This window comes from Streptomyces celluloflavus (genome assembly GCA_000720995.1).
GTDB classification, from domain to species: domain Bacteria; phylum Actinomycetota; class Actinomycetes; order Streptomycetales; family Streptomycetaceae; genus Streptomyces; species Streptomyces celluloflavus.
This window is the reverse complement of record JOEL01000002.1, coordinates 50,892-68,536: the sequence shown is the minus strand read 5'-3', so window position 1 is coordinate 68,536 and position 17,645 is coordinate 50,892. Positions and strand designations below refer to the sequence as shown.

The following is a 17,645-nucleotide window of genomic DNA, read 5'->3' as shown; positions in this document are numbered from 1 at the left end:
CCGCCTCGCGGCACGTCCGCCCTCCAGAGCTTCATTTTCATCCAAAACCGCGGAATTTTCCGGATATTGGTGTACGAAGCCGAACGCGGAACGGCGGCGCAACGATCCGCCAGCCTACCTCCCACGGGTCGGCGACCCGGTCACGGGTGAGAAACGCGGTAACCGCTCAGCAGAAAGACGACGGCGCGCTCGCGTTCGACCCAGACCGAGGTGTCCAGGTCCACGGACTGGAGCAGCACGCACTCGACGTCGTACCCGCCGTCGGCCAGGGCGCCGCCGAGCGATTCGGCCTCGTCCCTGGTCGCGGCGTGTGCCACGATCCGCTCCGGCCGACGGGCGGCGCAGGCGGCGATGACCGCCGCTCCCCCGCCGCCGACCCGCACCACATCCGGCTCGGGGAGGTCTTCGAGGATCTGCGGCGCGCGGCCGTGCACGATCTGGAGCTGGACGCCGTGGCGCCGGGCGACCGCGGCGGTGCGGCCGCAGGCGTCCGGGTCGGCGTCCACCGCGATGACGGCGGCGCCGAACCGCGCGGCCTCGACGGCGGCGGCGCCGTTGCCGGAGCCGATGTCCCAGACCAGGTCGCCGACCCGGGGGCCGAGGCGGGCCAGTTGGGCGGTGCGCAGCTGGACGGACTCCCCCTCGTCCAGGACGCCGCCGTAGGCGCGGGCCGGGAGTCCCCAGCCGCGCGGGCCGGTCGGATGGCCCACCTCGTGGGCGGCGATCCAGCCGGTCCCCTGGGCCGCGGCGCCGCCGGGCGAACCGCCGATGACGATGACGACGTTGGGGTCGCGCCAGTCGAGGTCGGCGACCTTGTCGGAGGTGAGAACCGTCACCCGTTCCCGGTCGGTGCCCAGCGCCTCGCAGATGACGAAGGTGCGGTGGACACCCGTCAGCAGCAGGGCGAGTTCGGCGGGGCCCGCGCCGGGCGAGGTGAGCACCGCGACCTTGGTGTGGGCGCGGCAGACATTGACCGCGCGGCGCAGATCGCGGCTGTGGGCGACGACGATCTGGGCGTCGTCCCAGGGCATGCCGGCCCGTGCGAAGGCGGTGGCGACGGACGAGACGGCCGGCACCACCTCGACCTCCAGACCGTGTTCGGGGGCCCGCAGGGTGCGGACGACGCCGAAGAAGCCGGGGTCGCCGTCGGCGAGGACGACGGCGGTGCCGCGGTGCTGGGCGATGCGGCGGGCGGCCAGGCTCACGCTGCCGAGCCGGATCCGCTCGGCGCCCGGCGGGACTTCCGGCAGGGCGAGATGGTGGGCGGCGCCGGCCACCAGCGTCGCGGCGCCGAGGGCGGAGCGGGCGGCGGTCGTCAGTGCGGAGCCGTCCCATCCGATCACCGTGACCCGGTCGGCCATGCTCGTCAGTCTCCTGGGGCTGCTGTGGGTGCGGGGGCGGGGTCGGCAGGGCCTCGCAGGTCTGCGGGTGCGCGGCAGGCCGAGACTACCCCGGAAGGTCCGGACCGCAGAGGTGGCGGGGCCTCAGTTCCACTCGGGGTAGGCGAATCCGTTCGCGTCGGCCATCCGGGCGGGGAGCCCGTCGAGGTCCTCGGGCAGCAGGCTCCACACGATCAGATCGGTGCGGATGTCCGTCCAGCCGCCGTCCTCGGTGCGGCTGCGGGCTATCCAGGCGTTGCGCAGGACGCCCTCGCTGATGCAGCCGACCTTCTGGGCGACCTGCTGGGAGGCGGTGTTGTCGGCCGGGGTGCGCAGCTCGACGCGCTCGAATCCGTGGTTCTGGAAGAGCCACTGGGCGACCGCGAGCACGGACTCGGAGGCATAGCCCTCACCGCGCGCCCAGGGGGCGGTGACGTAGCCGACCTCGGCGCTGCGCACCCGCCAGTCGGTGTGGTCGAGATGGACGGTGCCGACCAGCCGCTGGGTGAGGAACTCGGTGACGGCCAGGGCGATGCCGCGGCCCGCGGTGCGGACGGCGGCGGCCTGTCCGGTGGCCCAGGCGCGGGCGTCCTCGGTGGTGTAGGGGTGCGGCAGCGAGCTCCAGGCGGTGACGAGTTCGTCGCCCATCATCTCGGCGAGGGCGGGCACATCGGCCTCCTCGAAGGGGCGCAGCACCAACCGTTCCGTGCTGATGGAGATGTCCGGAAAGGTGGATGTCATGCCGCTGCTCCCACGCCGTTGGCCGTATTGCTCGGGGGACGATTCGGGCCGTCGTCGCCGTACCGGCACGGGCCGTCTTGACCGTCTTGACCGTCTTGAGTGCACCAGCATGCAGCATCCGCCCGCGGATGTGCCACGCGCGTGGGCCCCGGCCGCGCGCTGCGCGGGTCCGGGGCCCGTCCGTGATCCGTGCGGGCGGCCGTGGTACGGCGGCCGCCGCGGCGGAGGGGGCGTCAGCTCTTGGCGGGACCGAAGGCCGGGATGACGGAGCCGTCCTTGTACTTGTCCTCCAGGAACTTCTTGACCTCGTCGGAGTTCAGGAGCTTGGCGAGCTTCTGGATCCGCGGGTCGTTCTCCTTGCCCTTCTTGACGGCCAGGAAGTTGGCGTACGGGTTGTCCTTCGCCTTCTCCAGGGCCAGCGCGTCGGTGGAGGGCTTGAGGTGCGCGCCGATGGCGAAGTTGCCGTTGATGACCGCGGCGTCGACGTCGTCGAGACGCGGCGCGGTCTGGGCGGCCTCCAGCTCCGTGATCTTGATGCCCTTGTTGTCCTGGACATCGGTGAGCTTGGCTTCCGCGCCGACGCCGGGCTTGAGGGTGATCACGCCGTTGTCGGCGAGCAGCTTGAGCGCACGGCCCTCGTTGGAGGGGTCGTTGGGGACCGAGACGCTGTTGCCGGCCTTGAGGTCGGTGATCTTGTGGATCTTCTTGGAGTAGACGCCGAGCGGCTCGATGAGGACGTTCACGACCGGCACGATGTCCGTGCCGTTCTCCTTGTTGAAGGTGTCGAGGAACGGCTTGTGCTGGAAGAAGTTGGCGTCCACCTGGCCGTCGTCGGTGACCTTGTTCGGGATCTTGTAGTCGTTGAACGGCTTGACCTCGAGCTTGAGCCCGGCCTTTTCGGCCAGGTTCTTCTTGACGAAGTCGAGGATGACGGCGTGCGGGGTGGGGCTCGCGGCGACGACGAGGGGGGCGTTCTTGTCGTCCTTGTCGGCGCTGGCCGTGGTGTCGGAGGGGGCGCTGCACGCGCTCGCGCCGAGGGCGACGGCGGCAGCGGCGGCGATGGCCACGGTGATCTTGATGGTGTTGCGCACGAAGAGTGCCTCTTTCTTGGGTCTCGCGCGTGCGGTGGGCACGTGCGGAGGTACGCCCGGCAAAGGGTCCGGGCTCGTCCTGTGGGTCCCGGGTTACGGGGTCTTGCCGGCCCCCAGGGGGGCGGCGGTCCCGGCCTCCGGTGAGGTGGCGGGCTCCGCCAGGGGGGCCGCCGCGGCCGGTGCGCGCCGCAGCCCGACGCGCATCGTGGCGGGGACCCGGGTGCCCCGGCCGGCGAGCCGGCGCACGATCAGGTCGCCGAGGAGCTGAACGAGGGTGACGAGGACGATCAGCTCCACGACGGTGGTGATCATCAGCGCGGTCTCGTACTGCTGGTAGCCGTAGGTGTAGGCGAGGTTGCCCAGACCGCCGGCGCCGACCGCACCGGCGGTCGCGGAGTAGCCGATCAGTGTGATGACGGTGGTGGTGGTGCCCGCGACCAGTGCGGGCAGCGCCTGCGGGAGGAGCACCTTGAAGATGATCGTCCAGGTGCCGCCGCCCATGGCCTGGGCGGCCTCGACCAGCCCGTGGTCCACCTCGCGCAGCGCGGCCTCCACCAGCCGGGCGAAGAACGGGATGGCGGCGATGGCGAGCGGGACGACGGCGCCGGTCGGGCCGATGGAGACGCCGACGAGGAGCCGGGTGAAGGGGATCAGCACCACGATCAGGATCAGGAACGGGAGGGACCGTCCGATGTTCACGATCGCGCCGAGCACCTTGTACACCACGGCGTTCTGGAGCATCGCGCCGCGGTCGGTCAGATGCAGCAGCACGCCGATCGGGATGCCGATGAGCACCGCGTAGACCGTCGACCACCACACCATGAAGAGCGTGTCGAGGGTGTTGTCGTACAGCAGCGGCTGCATGTCGCTCCAGCTCACTTGGCACCTTCCTTGAGCGGCGAGGCGGCGGGCGCCGGGTTCGCGGGGGTGGGCACGGCGGCGTCGGCCGGTGCTGTGTTGTCGGCGTTGTCAGCGTTTTCGGCGTCGCCGTCGGCACCGTCGGCGACATCGACCTGGAGTCCCTGCTCGCGCAGGAAGCCGATGGGCACGACGTTCTCCTCGAAGCGGCCGGGGAGTTCGATGCGCATCCGGCCGATCTGCTTGCCGCCGACGGTGTCCATGGCGGCGCCGAGGATCGAGATGTCGACGTTGTACGTACGCGACAGCTCGGAGATCACCGGCCGGGTGGCGGCCGCGCCGTGGAAGGTGATGTCGACGACCGTGCGGTTCCCGTCCGAGGGCTCGCCGCCGACCGGGAACAGTTCCCGGGCCAGCTCGGAGCCGGGGGTGGCCAGCAGACCGGCGACGGTGCCCTGCTCGACGACGCGCCCGCCCTTCATCAGCGCGGCCGAGTCGCAGATCGTCTTGACGACGTCCATCTCGTGCGTGATGAGTACGACGGTCAGGCCCAGCTGGCGGTTGAGGTCGCGCAGCAGCTGGAGGATCGAGCGGGTGGTCTCCGGGTCCAGGGCGCTGGTGGCCTCGTCGGAGAGGAGCACCTTGGGGTCGCCGGCCAGCGCGCGGGCGATGCCGACCCGCTGCTTCTGGCCGCCGGAGAGCTGGGCGGGGTACGCCGTGGCCTTGTCGGCGAGGCCGACCAGGTCCAGCAGTTCCCGGGCCTTGCGGGCGCGCTCGCGGCGGTCGACCTTGAGGATCTCCAGGGGCAGCTCGACATTGTCCTGGACGGTCCGCGAGGACAGCAGGTTGAAGTGCTGGAAGACCATGCCGATATGGCTGCGGGCGGCGCGGAGCCCGGCGTTCGCGCGCTTCCCGCGTCCGGCGAGCGCGGTCAGGTCCTGGCCGGCGACGGTGACCGTGCCGGAGGTGGGGCGCTCCAGGAGGTTGAGGCAGCGGATGAGGGTGGATTTACCGGCGCCGCTCTGGCCGATGACGCCGTACACCTCGCCCTCGCGGACGTGCAGATCGACGCCGTCCAGGGCGGTGACTTCGCGGTCTCCTGAGCGGTAGACCTTGGTCAGGCCCGTTGTGGTGATCACAGGGAATTCCGTCACTGTCGAGTGCTCGGTGGCTCGCCCACCGGGCACGGGGCATTCTTGCGAGTGCGGCAGGGGGGAACCCGGAGGGCGAAGGGCCCGGCTTCGGGTTCCGGTGACGCGGGGCTACCGGGTCTGTCATGGCGGACGGACATACGGCATGGGGCGATGGGTCTCGCTTCGGGGCGCGAGGCTCAGGCGGGGGCCCTCAGCGGTCACACATTCGACACATGCAACGAGCACCGGGCGTCGTGGTCGCCTCGGTCGCAAGGGTGCGGCTGCTCGTCGTGGTCATGTCGGCAAGTAAACCAGACGGGGGTGAGCGCCGAACAAGCCCGTCCGTATGACGGACAGGCCCGCCCGGCCCTTGGACAGCGGCCCGGTCCGCGCCGCCGGTCCGGCCGGATCCGGTCGCTGGCCTGCGCGGATGTCGCGGACCGGGTGGCCGGGCGCGGTAGGGCGGGCGGGTGGCCCGCCCGCCCCGCTGTGGTCAACGCCACGGCCGACGGGGGCGGCGGACGCCTCGGCGGGGCCGGACGCGGGCGCCGTGCGCGGGCCGTTTAGAGTCGCCTCATGCCCCACAACCCCACGGTGTGCCGCCGCGTCGCGCGGAGGTCCCGGTGATCGACGCGCTGACGCTCGTGGTCGGCGTGACCGCTCTCGCGCTGGCCGCCTGGTGCGGTTTCGCCGCGTACCGCGACCAGCCGACCAAGGACTGGCACTTCATCGGCATGGCCGTGGTGTCCCTGCTCGCCGTCGTCCAACTGGTCATCGGCATCGTGCAGTTGGCGCGCGGGCAGTCGCCGGACAAGGGCACCGCGATCTTCGTGTCGTATCTGCTCGGGGCGGCCGCCTGCGTTCCCGCGACCGGTTTCCTGTCGCTCTCGGAGCGCACCCGGTGGGGTTCGGCCACCGTCGCGGCGGGTGCCGTGGTGCTGGCGGTGCTGGAAGTGCGACTGTTCGACATCTGGGGAGGCGGCAGTGCCTGAGACCACGACGGACACCACGACCGACGGCACCGCGGGCGCCGACCCGGCGAAGCGTTCCCTGGGCACCGGCCCGGGACGGCTGCTGGTCACCCTCTACGGCGTCTTCACCGTCGCCGCCGCGTCCCGCTCCCTCTACCAGCTGATCGCCCAGTTCGACCGGGCCCCGCTGGCCTACAGCCTCTCGGCGCTCTCCGCGGTCGTCTACGGCTTCATCACCTTCTCGCTGGTGCGCGGCGGTGAGGGCGCCCGCCGGGCCGCGCTCGGCTGCTGCGCGCTGGAGCTGCTCGGGGTGCTGGGCATCGGCACCTGGACGCTCGTGGACCCCGCCGCCTTCCCCGACGCCACCGTCTGGTCGGACTACGGGATGGGCTACCTCTTCATCCCGGTCATCCTGCCCGTCACCGGGCTGATCTGGCTGCGCCGGTCCCGGCGGGCGTGACGCCGGCCGGCGGTGCCGGGCCCCCGAGTGCCACGGGCCCGGCACCACGGTGCCGTCAGGCTCCGGCGGCGTACGCCTCGGCTGCCACCGGCTTCTCCAGTGTGGTCAGGCCGAGTCTGCGGGTGGGCTGTTCGGTGCCGACCGGTGCGTAGCCGTGGCTGCGGTACAGCCGCAGATCGCCCTCGCTGCGCTGCCCGGTCAGCAGGCGGTAGCGCTTGGCGGACCGCTCGGCGGCGAGCCGCTGCTCGACCGCGGCGAGCAGCCGGCCGCCGAGGCCGTGCCGTTGCAGCCGCGGGTGCACGATGAGTTTGGCTATTTTCGCGGTGCCTGTCGCGTCGACCGTGCCGCGCACCGATCCGACCACCTCCGCGCCGAGCCGGGCGACCAGCACACAGCCGCCGCCCAGTTCGGCCCGGAGGGCGGCCAGGCTCTGGGTGAGCGGCTCGATGCCGTAGTCGTCGTACCGCGCGGCCTCCGGCTGATAACAGAGGTACTGGAGTTTGAGGATCTGCTCGGCGTCCTGGTCGGTAGCCGCAGAGATGGTCACGCTGGTGCCCATGCGCGTATGCCTCCCCTATTCGGGTCGCGGATCCGGGCGCGCTGAGGGTTCCGTTCTCCGGGACACCCCCGAAGAGCCGGGGAACGCCCGGAGTGTTTCTGCCCTGACCGGCGGCGCCGTGCGCGGCACGCCGCCGTCCTGGCCTGGCTGACACTGCTCCTTCCGGAGTCCCCGGATTTCCGCGGCGGCAACCTCGGCCGCGAGCATTCTGCGCAGGCATTACGGACAACAGGAACAGACCGGCCCCAAGCTCCTCTGTGACATTCCCAACTCAGATGAGATTCCGGCGGGGCGGGCGGCCCCGAACCGCCCGCCCCGGTCCGTCAGCGCTTGCGGAACTCCGCGGCGGCCAGCAGCGCCGTGTCGGGGTTGTCGGAGAACAGGCCGTCGATCCCGGTGGCGAGATACGCCCGGAAGACACCGAACGCGTCGCCGTAGGCGTTCGGGTCGGTGCCGCGGCGGTGGTCGGCCGGCAGGAAGGTGTTCTCGTTGCGGACCGTGTACGGGTGGAGCACGAGCCCGGCGGCGTGCGCGTCCTTGACGACCCGGGTGGGCTTGCCGAGCTTGTTGTCCTTGTCCCGCGGGATGATCACGGTCAGGTCCGGGCCGATGCCCTCGGCGAATCCGGCGATCCACCGCAGGCCCCGGGGCGTGACCAGATCGGCGACCGTGCGCGGGTCACCGGCCTCGACGAAGTCCCAGGGCCGGCTGGTGAGGGTGGAGAGCAGCACGACCTTGGGGCAGTCGACCAGCCGGCCCAGCCGCTGGATGCTGCCGGGCTCGAACGACTGGAGGAAGTTGGGCGAGTTCTTCCGGTGCCGGCCGTACGCGCGCAGCGCCTTGGCGATCCGCTCCTCCAGGCCCAGTCCCAGCTTGCGGAAGTAGGTGGGGTGCTTGGTCTCGATGTGCAGCCAGACCGGGCGGCCCCGCTTGCGGCCCTCCCGGTCGGCCCATCGGAGGACCTCGTCGAAGGTGGGCACCTCCCACCGGCCGTCGTAGAGGGTGTTGTGCTGCCGGTTGCCCGGTATCCGCTCCTTCGCGCGCAGCGTCTTGATCTCGGCGAGCGTGAAGTCCTCGGTGAACCAGCCGGTGAGCTGCTGCCCGTCGATGGTCTTGGTGGTCTTGCGGTCCGCGAATTCCGGGTGCGCGGAGACATCGGTGGTGGCGGTGATGTCGTTCTCGTGACGGCACAGGAGATGGCCGTCCTTGGTGGGCACGAGGTCCTGCTCGATGACGTCCGCGCCCATGTCGAGGGCGAGTTGGTAGGAGCCGAACGTGTGCTCGGGCCGGTAGCCGCTGGCACCGCGGTGGCCGATGATCAGCGGGACCGGCAGCCCGTGGCCGGCGCCGCCGCGTTCGCGGGCGCTCGCCTGCCCGGCACCGCCCAGTACCGCCGCTCCCGCGCCGAGGGCCGCGGCCCCCAGCACCGTCCGCCGTCCCGGCTGCTCCCGCTTCTGCATGCCCACGCTCCTCGCTCCGATGGTCCGTCCGCATCCGTCCGGATGTCCCGCACCTGTCAATCGACAGGTGCGGACGGGCCGATCGTAAGCACGGGCGGGCCCCGTCGGGGAGACACCCGGCGACGCCCGGGGGAACATGGGGCCAACACGCGTCAACTCTGCGTATCGGTCCCGTGCACCCGGTGTGCGAGTGGAGGTGACTCGCGAGTATCGTCCTGGGCTGCACCGCCCCGCGTTCCCTGTTCCCTGCCGTCGACCAGTCACCACCCGGAGGACCCGTTGTCCCGCATTCTGCTGAAGGCGATTCTCGGATTGGTCATGCGTGTCCTGTTCCGCCCGAAGGTCGAGGGCATGGAGCGCATTCCGGGCAGCGGACCGGTGATCCTGGCCGGCAACCACGTCACGTTCATCGACTCGCTGTTCCTGAGCCTGCTGGTCAAGCGCCCGGTGTACTTCATCGGCAAGGACGAGTACGTCACCGGAAAGGGCGTCAAGGGCCGCCTGATGGCCTGGTTCTTCACCAGCTCCGGCATGATCCCGGTGGACCGCGACGGCGGCCGGGGCGGTGCCGCGGCGCTGATGACCGGCCGCCGCGTCCTGGACGAGGGCGGCGTTTTCGGCATCTACCCGGAGGGCACCCGCTCCCCCGACGGCCGCCTCTACCGCGGCCGTACCGGCGTCGCCCGGCTCACCCTGATGACCGGCGCGCCCGTCGTGCCGTTCGCGATGGTCGGCACCGACAAGGTGCAGCCCGGCGGCAAGGGCCGGCCGCACATCGCCCCGGTGACGGTGCGTTTCGGCGAGCCGCTGGACTTCTCCCGCTACGAGGGCATGGACCGCGACCGCTATGTCCTGCGGGCCGTCACCGACGAGGTGATGAGCGACGTCATGGAGCTGTCCGGCCAGGAGTACGTCGACATCTACGCCACCAAGGCCAGGGCCGCCTGACCCGACCGCATGCCAAGGGGCCCCGTCCGTCGGACGGGGCCCCTTGCGTTGCGCGGAGCGGCTGGTCAGGACCGGCCGGGGCGGGCGGGTCTCAGCAGGGCACCCGGAAGCCGCCGGCGGCGCGCAGGCCCCGCAGGCCCGCGGCCGATGCCGAACGCAGCGCCGCCTCGGGACGGGGGACTGCGTCGGCGGCGGCCTTCGACTGCTGATGCCATCCGGGGACGGTGCCGATCCGGGCACCCGGCAGCTTGGTGTTCACGGCCGAGACCCGGTTCAGCGGCGCGGGGGCCAGCTCCCGCCGTCCGCGCACGAACTCGACGAAACTCTCGAAGTCCCGGGTGTGCCGCACCGGCTCGGTGAAGCCGCCGAAGGCGCTGTAGCCGTCCTGGTTGATGAGGGTGTACGAGGGCGCGGCGAGGCGGTACCGGCGGCGCGGGTCGAGTGCGGTGCCGTTGACGAACACCGCATCGGGGTTGACGCGCCGGCCGACCGGCCCCGCCGCGTCGAAGGTGTAGTGGACGTTGCCGGAGACGGCCAGCGGCGCGAAGCCCAGCAGACCGCCGGCGACCGGTGCCCACTGCTCCTCCAGCGCGTCGTGGATCTGCGCGCCGGTGACGGTGACCGTCATGATCGGGTCGCCGAAGCCGACGGCATGCCACGCCTGGCCGAAGGTGACCGTGCCGTCCGACGCCTCGTCACGGACCAGGTCCCCGCCGATGATGGCCTGGCCGACGCGCGGCGCGACGGCGATGACGGCCAGTTCCGCGGGGATGTTGCGGTAGCCGCCCGGATCGTCCATCGGGCCGTGCGGCTGTCTGCCCGCCCACAGGGCCCAGTCCGCCACGAGGTTGCCCATGGTGCTCTCCCCCAGGGCGTTGCGGCGCCGGGTGAAGGAACCGGACTGCCGGCCGATCGGGGTGGCGGCGCGCCGGGCGCCGTAGCCCGCCCAGTAGTCGGTGATCGCCCGCACCTCCCGGTCGGGGGTCACGTCCCGGGTGTTGGGGTGGTTGGTGGAGGTGGTCAGGGCCCGGACCACCGCTCCGGTGTCGGGGTCGAGCCGCAGGTTGATCTCGTTGATCAGCTGGCCGTAGCAGCCGGCCTCGACGAACGGGCGCGGCACCCCGTCCGGGTCCGGCACCATCATGGTGAACGCGGTGTGCCAGTGGCCGGTGACGATCGCGTCGATGTCCGGTGAGACCCGCAGCGCCAGCTCGTAGGCGGGGCCCGAGGGGTTGCTGCCGCTCTCGAAGTCGCCGCCGGCGACGGCGCCGTCGTGCATGCTCAGCACGATCGCGTTGACGCCCCGGGCCTTGAGTTCGGCGGCGCAGCGGTTGGCGGTGGCGATCTCGTCCAGGGTGCGCAGACCGGGCTGGTAGGAGCCGGGGAAGTTCTCGGTGCCGAGGGCGGTGAGGTGGATGAAGCCGATCGGCAGCCGGCGGCCGCGGCCGGCGTCCACGTACTCGACGTTGTACGGCGGCAGGACGGTCCCGCCGCGTTCGTCGTCCCACACCATGTTGGCGCTGTAGTAAGGGAAGTCGGCGCCGCGGAAGCGCCGGCCGGTGGAGTCCCGGAAGGAGCCGTCCCGGCCGGTCACCGGGTAGGCGTCGCCCTTTTGCATATGCGAGGTGAGGAACCGCGCGGACTTGTCGAACTCGTGGTTGCCGGCCGAGGCGAAGTCCAGGCCCATGGTGTTGAGCACTTCGATGGTGGGCTCGTCGGCGAAGGAGGCCGCGTCGAACTCCCAGCCCGAGAACAGGTCGCCGGGCGCGAAGAAGAGGGAGTTGCGACGGCCGGCTCTCAGGCGCTCCAGGTGGGCGGCCATATAGGCGACGCCGCCCACGGTGTAGGTCTTGCCGTGCGCGCCCCGGATGACGGAGTTGGCGGCGGGCGCGGCCTGGAGATAGCCGTGCAGGTCGGTGATGTTGAGGAGTTGGACGTCCACGTACTCGTCGGCGCTCGCCGCGTCACGGGCGTGGCCGGTGGCGTAGGCGTCGCTGCCGATGGCACTCGCGGTGGCCAGGGCCCCCGCTGCGGTGAAGAAGGAGCGTCTTCCGATGTCGCGCACTGCGTCACTCTCCTGAGCGGGGCCGACCGAGGGGGGACGACGGGAGAGTCAAGCGTGCCGCGTGGGCCGTCCGGCCACCAGGGCGCGTACCGGGCGTGAACGGGCGTGGGACAGTCGCCCCCGGGCGTGTCCCGTGGATCATCGCGGGTGCGCGCCGCAGTGATCCACCGGACACGCCCGAGCCGGCGTTCCGGGCCGTGACTGTCCCTCGTTCGCGCGTCGGGCCGACCGTGCGTGCGCCCGACGGGCCGCCCTGTTACGGGTGTTCGGCCGGGCCGCCGGACGCGGACGTGGCGCCGGACGTCACGGGGCTGTGCCCCAGCTCCTGGCCGCGCAGCAGGAACCACGCGGCCGCCGCGGCGGCCAGCAGCACCGCCGCGCCCACCCCGGCCGCCACGTCCAGACCGCTGACGAAGGAGTCCTGAGCGGTCTTCAGAAGTGCGGCGCCCTGCTCCGTGGGGAGGGTGGCGGCCGTGTCGACGGCGCCGCCGAGCGATTCACGGGCGGCGTCGGCGGCGCCCGCGGGCACCCCGGGCGGCGCCGCGAAGCCGCGGTAGATGCCGGTGACGATCGTGCCGAGCAGGGCGATGCCGAGCGCGGCGCCCAGTTCGTAGGCCGTCTCGGAGACCGCGGAGGCGGCGCCCGCCTCGTCCTTGGGCACGCTGGAGAGGATCACATCGGCGGTGACGGTGAACGCGAAGCCGCCGCCGACACCGACGACGAAGAGGATGGCGCCCAACTCGACGGTGCTGGTGTCGGCGTGCAGGCCGATGCAGCCGGCGAGCGCGAGCCCGACGACCGCGAGGCCGCCGGCCACCACGATCCGTACGGAGAGCCGGCGGGCGACGTATCCGGCGGCCAGGCCCGCGCCGATCGCGCCGACCGCGGCCGGGAGTTCGGTGAGCCCGGCGTTCAGCGGCGAGCGCAGCTGCACCATCTGGAGGAACTGGGAGAGGAAGAAGACCAGCCCCGACAGGCCCAGGATGGTCAGCAGGTCGGCCAGCACCGCCCCGGAGAAGCCCCGGTGGTGGAAGAGCTTCATGTTCAGCAGCGGCGAGTCGAGGGTGTACTGGCGGCGGACGAAGACGACCAGCGCGAGCACGCCGATGACGGCGGCCAGCAGGACGGGCCAGCGGAAGCCGTGCACCGCCGCTTCCTTGATGGCGTAGACGACGCCGATGATGCCGACCAGGGAGAGCCCCACGCTCGGCAGGTCCCAGGGGCCGGGATCGGGGTTGCGGGACTCCGGGATCACCTTGGCGCCGACGACGACCAGCAGCGCCATCACCGGCAGGTTGATCAGGAAGACCGAGCCCCACCAGAAGTGGCCCAGCAGGAAGCCGCCGAGCACCGGGCCGACGGCGGTGCCGGCCGAGGCCATCGCGCCCCAGATGCCGATGGCGAGACTGCGTTCCCGGGGGTCGTGGAAGAGGTTGCGGATCAGGGCGAGGGTGGACGGCATCAGCGTCGCACCGGCCACGCCGAGCAGGGCGCGGGCGAGGATCATCATCTCGGCGCTGGTGGCGTACGCGGCCAGCACCGACATCCCGCCGAACGCGACGGACCCGATCAGCAGCAGTTTCTTCCGGCCGATCCGGTCGCCGAGACTGCCCATCGAGACCAGCAGGCCGGCGATGACGAAGGAGTAGATGTCGCCGATCCACAGCAGCTGCGTCCCGGAGGGGCGCAGGTCCTCGCTGAGGAAGGGGGTGGCGAGGCCGAGGACCGTGGCGTCGACGCCGACCAGCAGCACGGCGAGGACGAGGACGGCGAGGGCGAGCCAACGCCCCGGGCGCGGCTCGTCGTCCACCGTCGCCGAACCGGCCGGTGCGCTCGGAGTGGTCCCGGTCATTTCTCCATGCTCCGCCGGATGCCCCCGAGCAGCAGCTCGACGATGGAGTGGTTGAGGTCGTTGCGGGCGACCCGGCCCTCGTGCACGGCCCAGGATCCGGCGCCGATGAGCCCGTAGAGCGCCTCGGTGAGCCAGGCTGCGCTGAGATCGATCCGGAAGTCGCCCTCTTCCTGGCCGCGGCGGAAGAGCGCGTTGATCCTGCCGTCCAGCCGGGCCCAGCCGGCGTTGACCGCCTCGCCCTCGAAGAGCTGGTTCTCGGTGAAGAGGAACGCCAGCATGCCGGCGACCGGCTCGGCCTCGGTGACCAGCCGGCGCAGCGCGGTGGCGGCGTCCCCGTCCTCCAGGCGGGCCGCGTCCATCGCCTGCGCCAGTTGCTCGATCCCGCGTTCCTCCAGCGCCCTTATCAGGGCGTCCCGCCCCGCGAAGTGCCGGTGCAGGGTGGCCCGGCTGATACCGGCGGCGCGGGCGATCTCGTCCATCGACGTCGTCGCCCGGCGGGTGAGCAGCGCGGCGGCTTCTTTCAGTACTTGTTCACGATCCACAGCCATGAGACGCAGATTAGCCGGATGAGACACAGATGTCTCATCGATATCCGAGGGGCCGTGCTCCGCGGCCCCTCCCCCGCGGCCGACGGCGGCCCCGCCGCCCGGACGACGGCGGCCCCCACCACTCGGGTGAGGGCCGCCGTCGCGCACTCCGCGGTTACGCCGTGCGCCGCTTCCCGGCCGCGGCCCAGACCAGCTGCGCCGCCAGGTCGGCCTTCACCTCGGCGAGCTGGACGGCGACCGCGGCGGGGGCGGTGCCGCCGCGGCCGTTGCGCGAGGCCAGCGCACCGGCGACGTTGAGGACCGTACGGACCTCGGGGGTCAGCTCCGGCGAGATCTTGGCGAACTGCTCGTCGGTGAGCTGGTCCAGCTCGATGCCCTGCGCCTCGCACTCCTTGACGCACTCACCCGCGACCTCGTGCGCCACCCGGAACGGCACACCCTGCTTGACCAGCCACTCAGCGATGTCGGTGGCCAGCGAGAAACCGGCCGGGGCCAGCTCCGCCATGCGCTCGCGGTGGACGGTGAGGGTGGCCATCATGCCGGTGAACGCCGGGAGCAGGACCTCCAGCTGGTCGCAGGAGTCGAAGACCGGCTCCTTGTCCTCCTGGAGGTCGCGGTTGTACGCGAGCGGCAGCGCCTTGAGGGTCGCCATCAGACCGGTCAGATTGCCGATGAGCCGGCCGGACTTGCCGCGCGCCAGCTCGGCGATGTCCGGGTTCTTCTTCTGCGGCATGATCGACGAGCCGGTGGAGAAGGCGTCGTGCAGGGTGACGAAGGAGAACTCCTTCGTGTTCCAGATGATGACCTCCTCGGCGATCCGGGAGAGGTTGACGCCGATCATCGCGGTGATGAAGGCGAACTCGGCGGCGAAGTCGCGGGAGGCGGTGCCGTCGATGGAGTTGCCGGCCGAGCCGTGCTCGAACCCGAGGTCGGCGGCGACCGCCTCCGGGTCGAGACCGAGCGAGGATCCGGCCAGCGCGCCCGAGCCGTAGGGCGACACGGCGGTGCGCTCGTCCCACTGCCGCAGCCGCTCCGCGTCCCGGGACAGCGCCTGCACATGGGCCAGCACATGGTGGGCGAAGAGCACCGGCTGGGCGTGCTGAAGGTGGGTACGGCCGGGCATCGCGACGTCCGGGTGCGCCTCGGCCAGCCCGACCAGCGCCTCCTGGAGCTCGGCGAGCAGCCCGCCGATGATCCGGGCGTGGTCGCGCAGATACATCCGGAAGAGGGTGGCGACCTGGTCGTTGCGGGACCGGCCGGCCCGCAGCTTGCCGCCGAGGTCCGGGCCGAGCCGCTCCAGCAGACCGCGCTCCAGGGCGGTGTGCACGTCTTCGTCTGCGACGGTGCCGGTGAAGTCGCCGGCGGCCACATCGGCTTCGAGCCGGTCCAGGCCCTCGGTCATCCGTGCCAGCTCGTCGGCGGTGAGCAGACCGGCCCCGTGCAGGACGCGCGCGTGCGCGCGGGAGCCGGCGATGTCGTACGGCGCCAGCCGCCAGTCGAAGTGGACGGATGCCGACAGCTGGGCGAGCGCCGCCGCCGGTCCGTCGGCGAACCGACCGCCCCAGAGCCGGACATCACCGCTGTTGCCGTTGCTCACTGCTGCTCCTCAAGACTGTGGATGTGCCGCCGCCTCCCCGCGCCGAGGGCGGGGAGGCGGCTGGGTACGCGTGGCCGGTGGACCGGGCTCAGCCCAGGTCGCGCTTGGCCGCGATCTTGCTCGACAGGCCGAAGAGCTCGATGAAGCCCTTGGACATCGACTGGTCGAAGGTGTCGCCGGTGTCGTACGTCGCCAGGCTGAAGTCGTAGAGCGACTCGTCGGACTTCCGGCCGGTGACGACCGCCCGGCCGCCGTGCAGGGTCATCCGGATGTCGCCGGTGACGTGCTGGTTGGCCTCGTTGATGAAGCCGTCCAGGGCCCGCTTGAGCGGCGAGAACCACAGGCCGTCGTAGACCAGCTCGCCCCAGCGCTGCTCCACCTGCCGCTTGTAGCGGGCCAGTTCGCGCTCGACGGTGACGTTCTCCAGCTCCTGGTGGGCGGTGATCAGCGCGATCGCGCCGGGCGCCTCGTACACCTCACGGGACTTGATGCCGACGAGCCGGTCCTCGACCATGTCGATCCGGCCGACGCCCTGGCCGCCGGCCCGCTCGTTGAGCTGCTGGATGGCCTGGAGCACGGTGACGGGCTTGCCGTCGATGGCGACCGGGACGCCCTCCTTGAAGGAGATGACGACCTCGTCGGCCTCCCGCACGGCGGCCGGGTTCTCCGTGTACTCGTACACGTCCTCGATCGGGGCGTTCCAGATGTCCTCCAGGAAGCCGGTCTCCACGGCCCGCCCGAAGACGTTCTGGTCGATGGAGTACGGCGACTTCTTGGTGGTCGCGATCGGGAGGTTCTTCGCCTCGCAGAAGGCGATGGCCTTGTCGCGGGTCATCGCGTAGTCCCGGACCGGGGCGATGCACTTCAGGTCGGGGGCCAGGGAGGAGATACCGGCCTCGAAGCGGACCTGGTCGTTGCCCTTGCCGGTGCAGCCGTGGGCGACGGTGGTGGCGCCGTGCTTCTTGGCGGCGGCCACCAGGTGCTTGACGATGGTCGGCCGCGAGAGCGCGGAGACCAGCGGATAGCGGTCCATGTAAAGGGCGTTGGCCTTGATCGCCGGGAGGCAGTACTCGTCGGCGAACTCGTCCTTGGCGTCCGCGACCTCCGCCTCGACGGCGCCGCAGGCGAGCGCGCGCTTGCGGATGACATCCAGGTCCTCGCCGCCCTGGCCGACATCCACGGCAACGGCGATGACCTCGGCGCCCGTCTCCTCGGCAATCCAGCCGATACAGACAGAGGTGTCCAGGCCGCCCGAGTAGGCGAGTACGACGCGCTCGGTCACGGGTTTCTCCTTACGGTGCATACGCTGATGGGTATAAGTATGCAGCCCACCGTATGATTCGTCAACGCCTTGACGAAAGCGCAGGTCAGCGGCGCGTCGCCAGCGCCATTCGGGGCACCGGGCACTCAAGACGCCCGGGGCTCAGGACATCTCGCGCAGGACACCCAGCAGGACGGGGACATGGCTGTACGCCACATCCTTGGTCGCCGTCAGCAGCGTCAGCGGGCCGCTCGCCGCCAGGTCGCGCAGCTGCCCCAGGACGGGCTGCGCCGCGTCCCGGTCCAGCTCGGCGCGGTAGCGCTCGGCGAACTCCGCGAAGCGCTCGGGGCGGTGGGCGTACCAGCGGCGCAGCTCCGTCGACGGGGCCGCGTCCTTGCACCAGGCGGTGAGGCGCGCGTCGGCCTTGGCCAGCCCGCGCGGCCAGAGCCGGTCGACCAGGACCCGGGCGCCGTCGGCGGGCTCCGGCGGGTCGTACACCCGGCGCACCCGAACCCCGTCATTCTTGGATATTTCACCCATCCCCTCATCGAAGCACGGAAGCGCTTCCGGCGAACTTTCCGGCCGGTACGGGCACCGGGACGTGGCGCAGCTTGGTAGCGCACTTGACTGGGGGTCAAGGGGTCGCAGGTTCAAATCCTGTCGTCCCGACGGTGCACGAAAGCCCGCTGACCGGGAGAGAAATCTCCCGGTCAGCGGGCTTT

Annotated in this window: 16 protein-coding genes and 1 tRNA gene; 4 read left to right on the top strand and 13 right to left on the bottom strand. The window is 71.5% G+C overall.

The features are described from left to right. Window positions 1-140: 140 nt before the first annotated feature. The 5 genes from cbiE to IH09_RS01970 form a co-directional block, all read right to left on the bottom strand. On the bottom strand, window positions 141-1,361 hold the full coding sequence (cbiE, locus tag IH09_RS01990) for a precorrin-6y C5,15-methyltransferase (decarboxylating) subunit CbiE (RefSeq protein WP_052853500.1): 1,221 nt from the start codon (window positions 1,359-1,361) through the stop codon (window positions 141-143). Window positions 1,362-1,484: 123 nt separating this feature from the next. Then, window positions 1,485-2,120, bottom strand: a complete 636-nt coding sequence (locus IH09_RS01985) for a GNAT family N-acetyltransferase (RefSeq protein WP_052853499.1) — start codon at window positions 2,118-2,120, stop codon at window positions 1,485-1,487. A 233-nt stretch (window positions 2,121-2,353) separates the two neighbouring features. After that, complete coding sequence (locus IH09_RS01980) at window positions 2,354-3,211, bottom strand: MetQ/NlpA family ABC transporter substrate-binding protein (RefSeq protein ID WP_052853781.1); 858 nt, start codon at window positions 3,209-3,211, stop codon at window positions 2,354-2,356. 93 nt (window positions 3,212-3,304) lie between these two features. Continuing rightward, complete coding sequence (locus IH09_RS01975; RefSeq protein ID WP_052853498.1) at window positions 3,305-4,090, bottom strand: methionine ABC transporter permease; 786 nt, start codon at window positions 4,088-4,090, stop codon at window positions 3,305-3,307. Beyond that, window positions 4,087-5,208, bottom strand: a complete 1,122-nt coding sequence (locus IH09_RS01970; protein WP_052853497.1) for a methionine ABC transporter ATP-binding protein — start codon at window positions 5,206-5,208, stop codon at window positions 4,087-4,089. The genes IH09_RS01975 and IH09_RS01970 overlap by 4 nt, the downstream gene beginning before the upstream one ends. A gap of 617 nt (window positions 5,209-5,825) precedes the next feature. Between IH09_RS01970 and IH09_RS01965 the strand changes: the two genes are divergently transcribed. Then, on the top strand, window positions 5,826-6,194 hold the full coding sequence (locus IH09_RS01965; RefSeq protein ID WP_052853496.1) for a hypothetical protein: 369 nt from the start codon (window positions 5,826-5,828) through the stop codon (window positions 6,192-6,194). Continuing rightward, the gene (locus IH09_RS01960) at window positions 6,187-6,633 is read left to right on the top strand and encodes a hypothetical protein (protein ID WP_052853495.1); all 447 of its coding nucleotides are present in this window, start codon (window positions 6,187-6,189) and stop codon (window positions 6,631-6,633) included. Before IH09_RS01965 ends, IH09_RS01960 begins: the two co-directional genes overlap by 8 nt. Window positions 6,634-6,688: 55 nt before the next feature. On the opposite strand, the gene IH09_RS01955 is transcribed toward IH09_RS01960, so the two are convergent. Next, window positions 6,689-7,192, bottom strand: a complete 504-nt coding sequence (locus IH09_RS01955; protein ID WP_052853494.1) for a GNAT family N-acetyltransferase — start codon at window positions 7,190-7,192, stop codon at window positions 6,689-6,691. A 323-nt stretch (window positions 7,193-7,515) separates the two neighbouring features. Beyond that, window positions 7,516-8,652, bottom strand: coding sequence for a glycerophosphodiester phosphodiesterase (locus IH09_RS01950; protein ID WP_052853493.1), 1,137 nt, complete (start codon window positions 8,650-8,652; stop codon window positions 7,516-7,518). Window positions 8,653-8,931: 279 nt separating this feature from the next. On the opposite strand from IH09_RS01950, the gene IH09_RS01945 reads away from it, so the two are divergent. Beyond that, window positions 8,932-9,600 carry a lysophospholipid acyltransferase family protein gene (locus tag IH09_RS01945; RefSeq protein WP_052853492.1) on the top strand — a complete coding sequence of 223 codons (669 nt, stop codon included), beginning with the start codon at window positions 8,932-8,934 and terminating at the stop codon, window positions 9,598-9,600. Between the two features lie 91 nt (window positions 9,601-9,691). Here the strand turns inward: IH09_RS01945 and IH09_RS01940 are convergent, their stop codons facing one another. The 6 genes from IH09_RS01940 to IH09_RS01915 form a co-directional block, all read right to left on the bottom strand. After that, window positions 9,692-11,665, bottom strand: coding sequence for a 5'-nucleotidase C-terminal domain-containing protein (locus IH09_RS01940; RefSeq protein ID WP_052853491.1), 1,974 nt, complete (start codon window positions 11,663-11,665; stop codon window positions 9,692-9,694). Between the two features lie 256 nt (window positions 11,666-11,921). Further along, window positions 11,922-13,517, bottom strand: a complete 1,596-nt coding sequence (locus IH09_RS01935; protein WP_052853490.1) for an MFS transporter — start codon at window positions 13,515-13,517, stop codon at window positions 11,922-11,924. After that, on the bottom strand, window positions 13,514-14,065 hold the full coding sequence (locus tag IH09_RS01930; RefSeq protein WP_052853489.1) for a TetR/AcrR family transcriptional regulator: 552 nt from the start codon (window positions 14,063-14,065) through the stop codon (window positions 13,514-13,516). The genes IH09_RS01935 and IH09_RS01930 overlap by 4 nt, the downstream gene beginning before the upstream one ends. Window positions 14,066-14,219: 154 nt before the next feature. Further along, window positions 14,220-15,662, bottom strand: a complete 1,443-nt coding sequence (gene argH, locus IH09_RS01925) for an argininosuccinate lyase (protein ID WP_052853488.1) — start codon at window positions 15,660-15,662, stop codon at window positions 14,220-14,222. An 88-nt stretch (window positions 15,663-15,750) separates the two neighbouring features. Further along, window positions 15,751-16,944 carry an argininosuccinate synthase gene (locus IH09_RS01920; protein WP_052853487.1) on the bottom strand — a complete coding sequence of 398 codons (1,194 nt, stop codon included), beginning with the start codon at window positions 16,942-16,944 and terminating at the stop codon, window positions 15,751-15,753. Between the two features lie 141 nt (window positions 16,945-17,085). Further along, window positions 17,086-17,463: a DUF488 domain-containing protein gene (locus IH09_RS01915; RefSeq protein WP_052853486.1), complete on the bottom strand. Its 378-nt coding sequence runs from the start codon at window positions 17,461-17,463 to the stop codon at window positions 17,086-17,088. 55 nt (window positions 17,464-17,518) lie between these two features. On the opposite strand from IH09_RS01915, the gene IH09_RS01910 reads away from it, so the two are divergent. Beyond that, window positions 17,519-17,592 (top strand) — tRNA-Pro (locus IH09_RS01910). The last annotated feature ends 53 nt before the right edge of the window (window positions 17,593-17,645 follow it).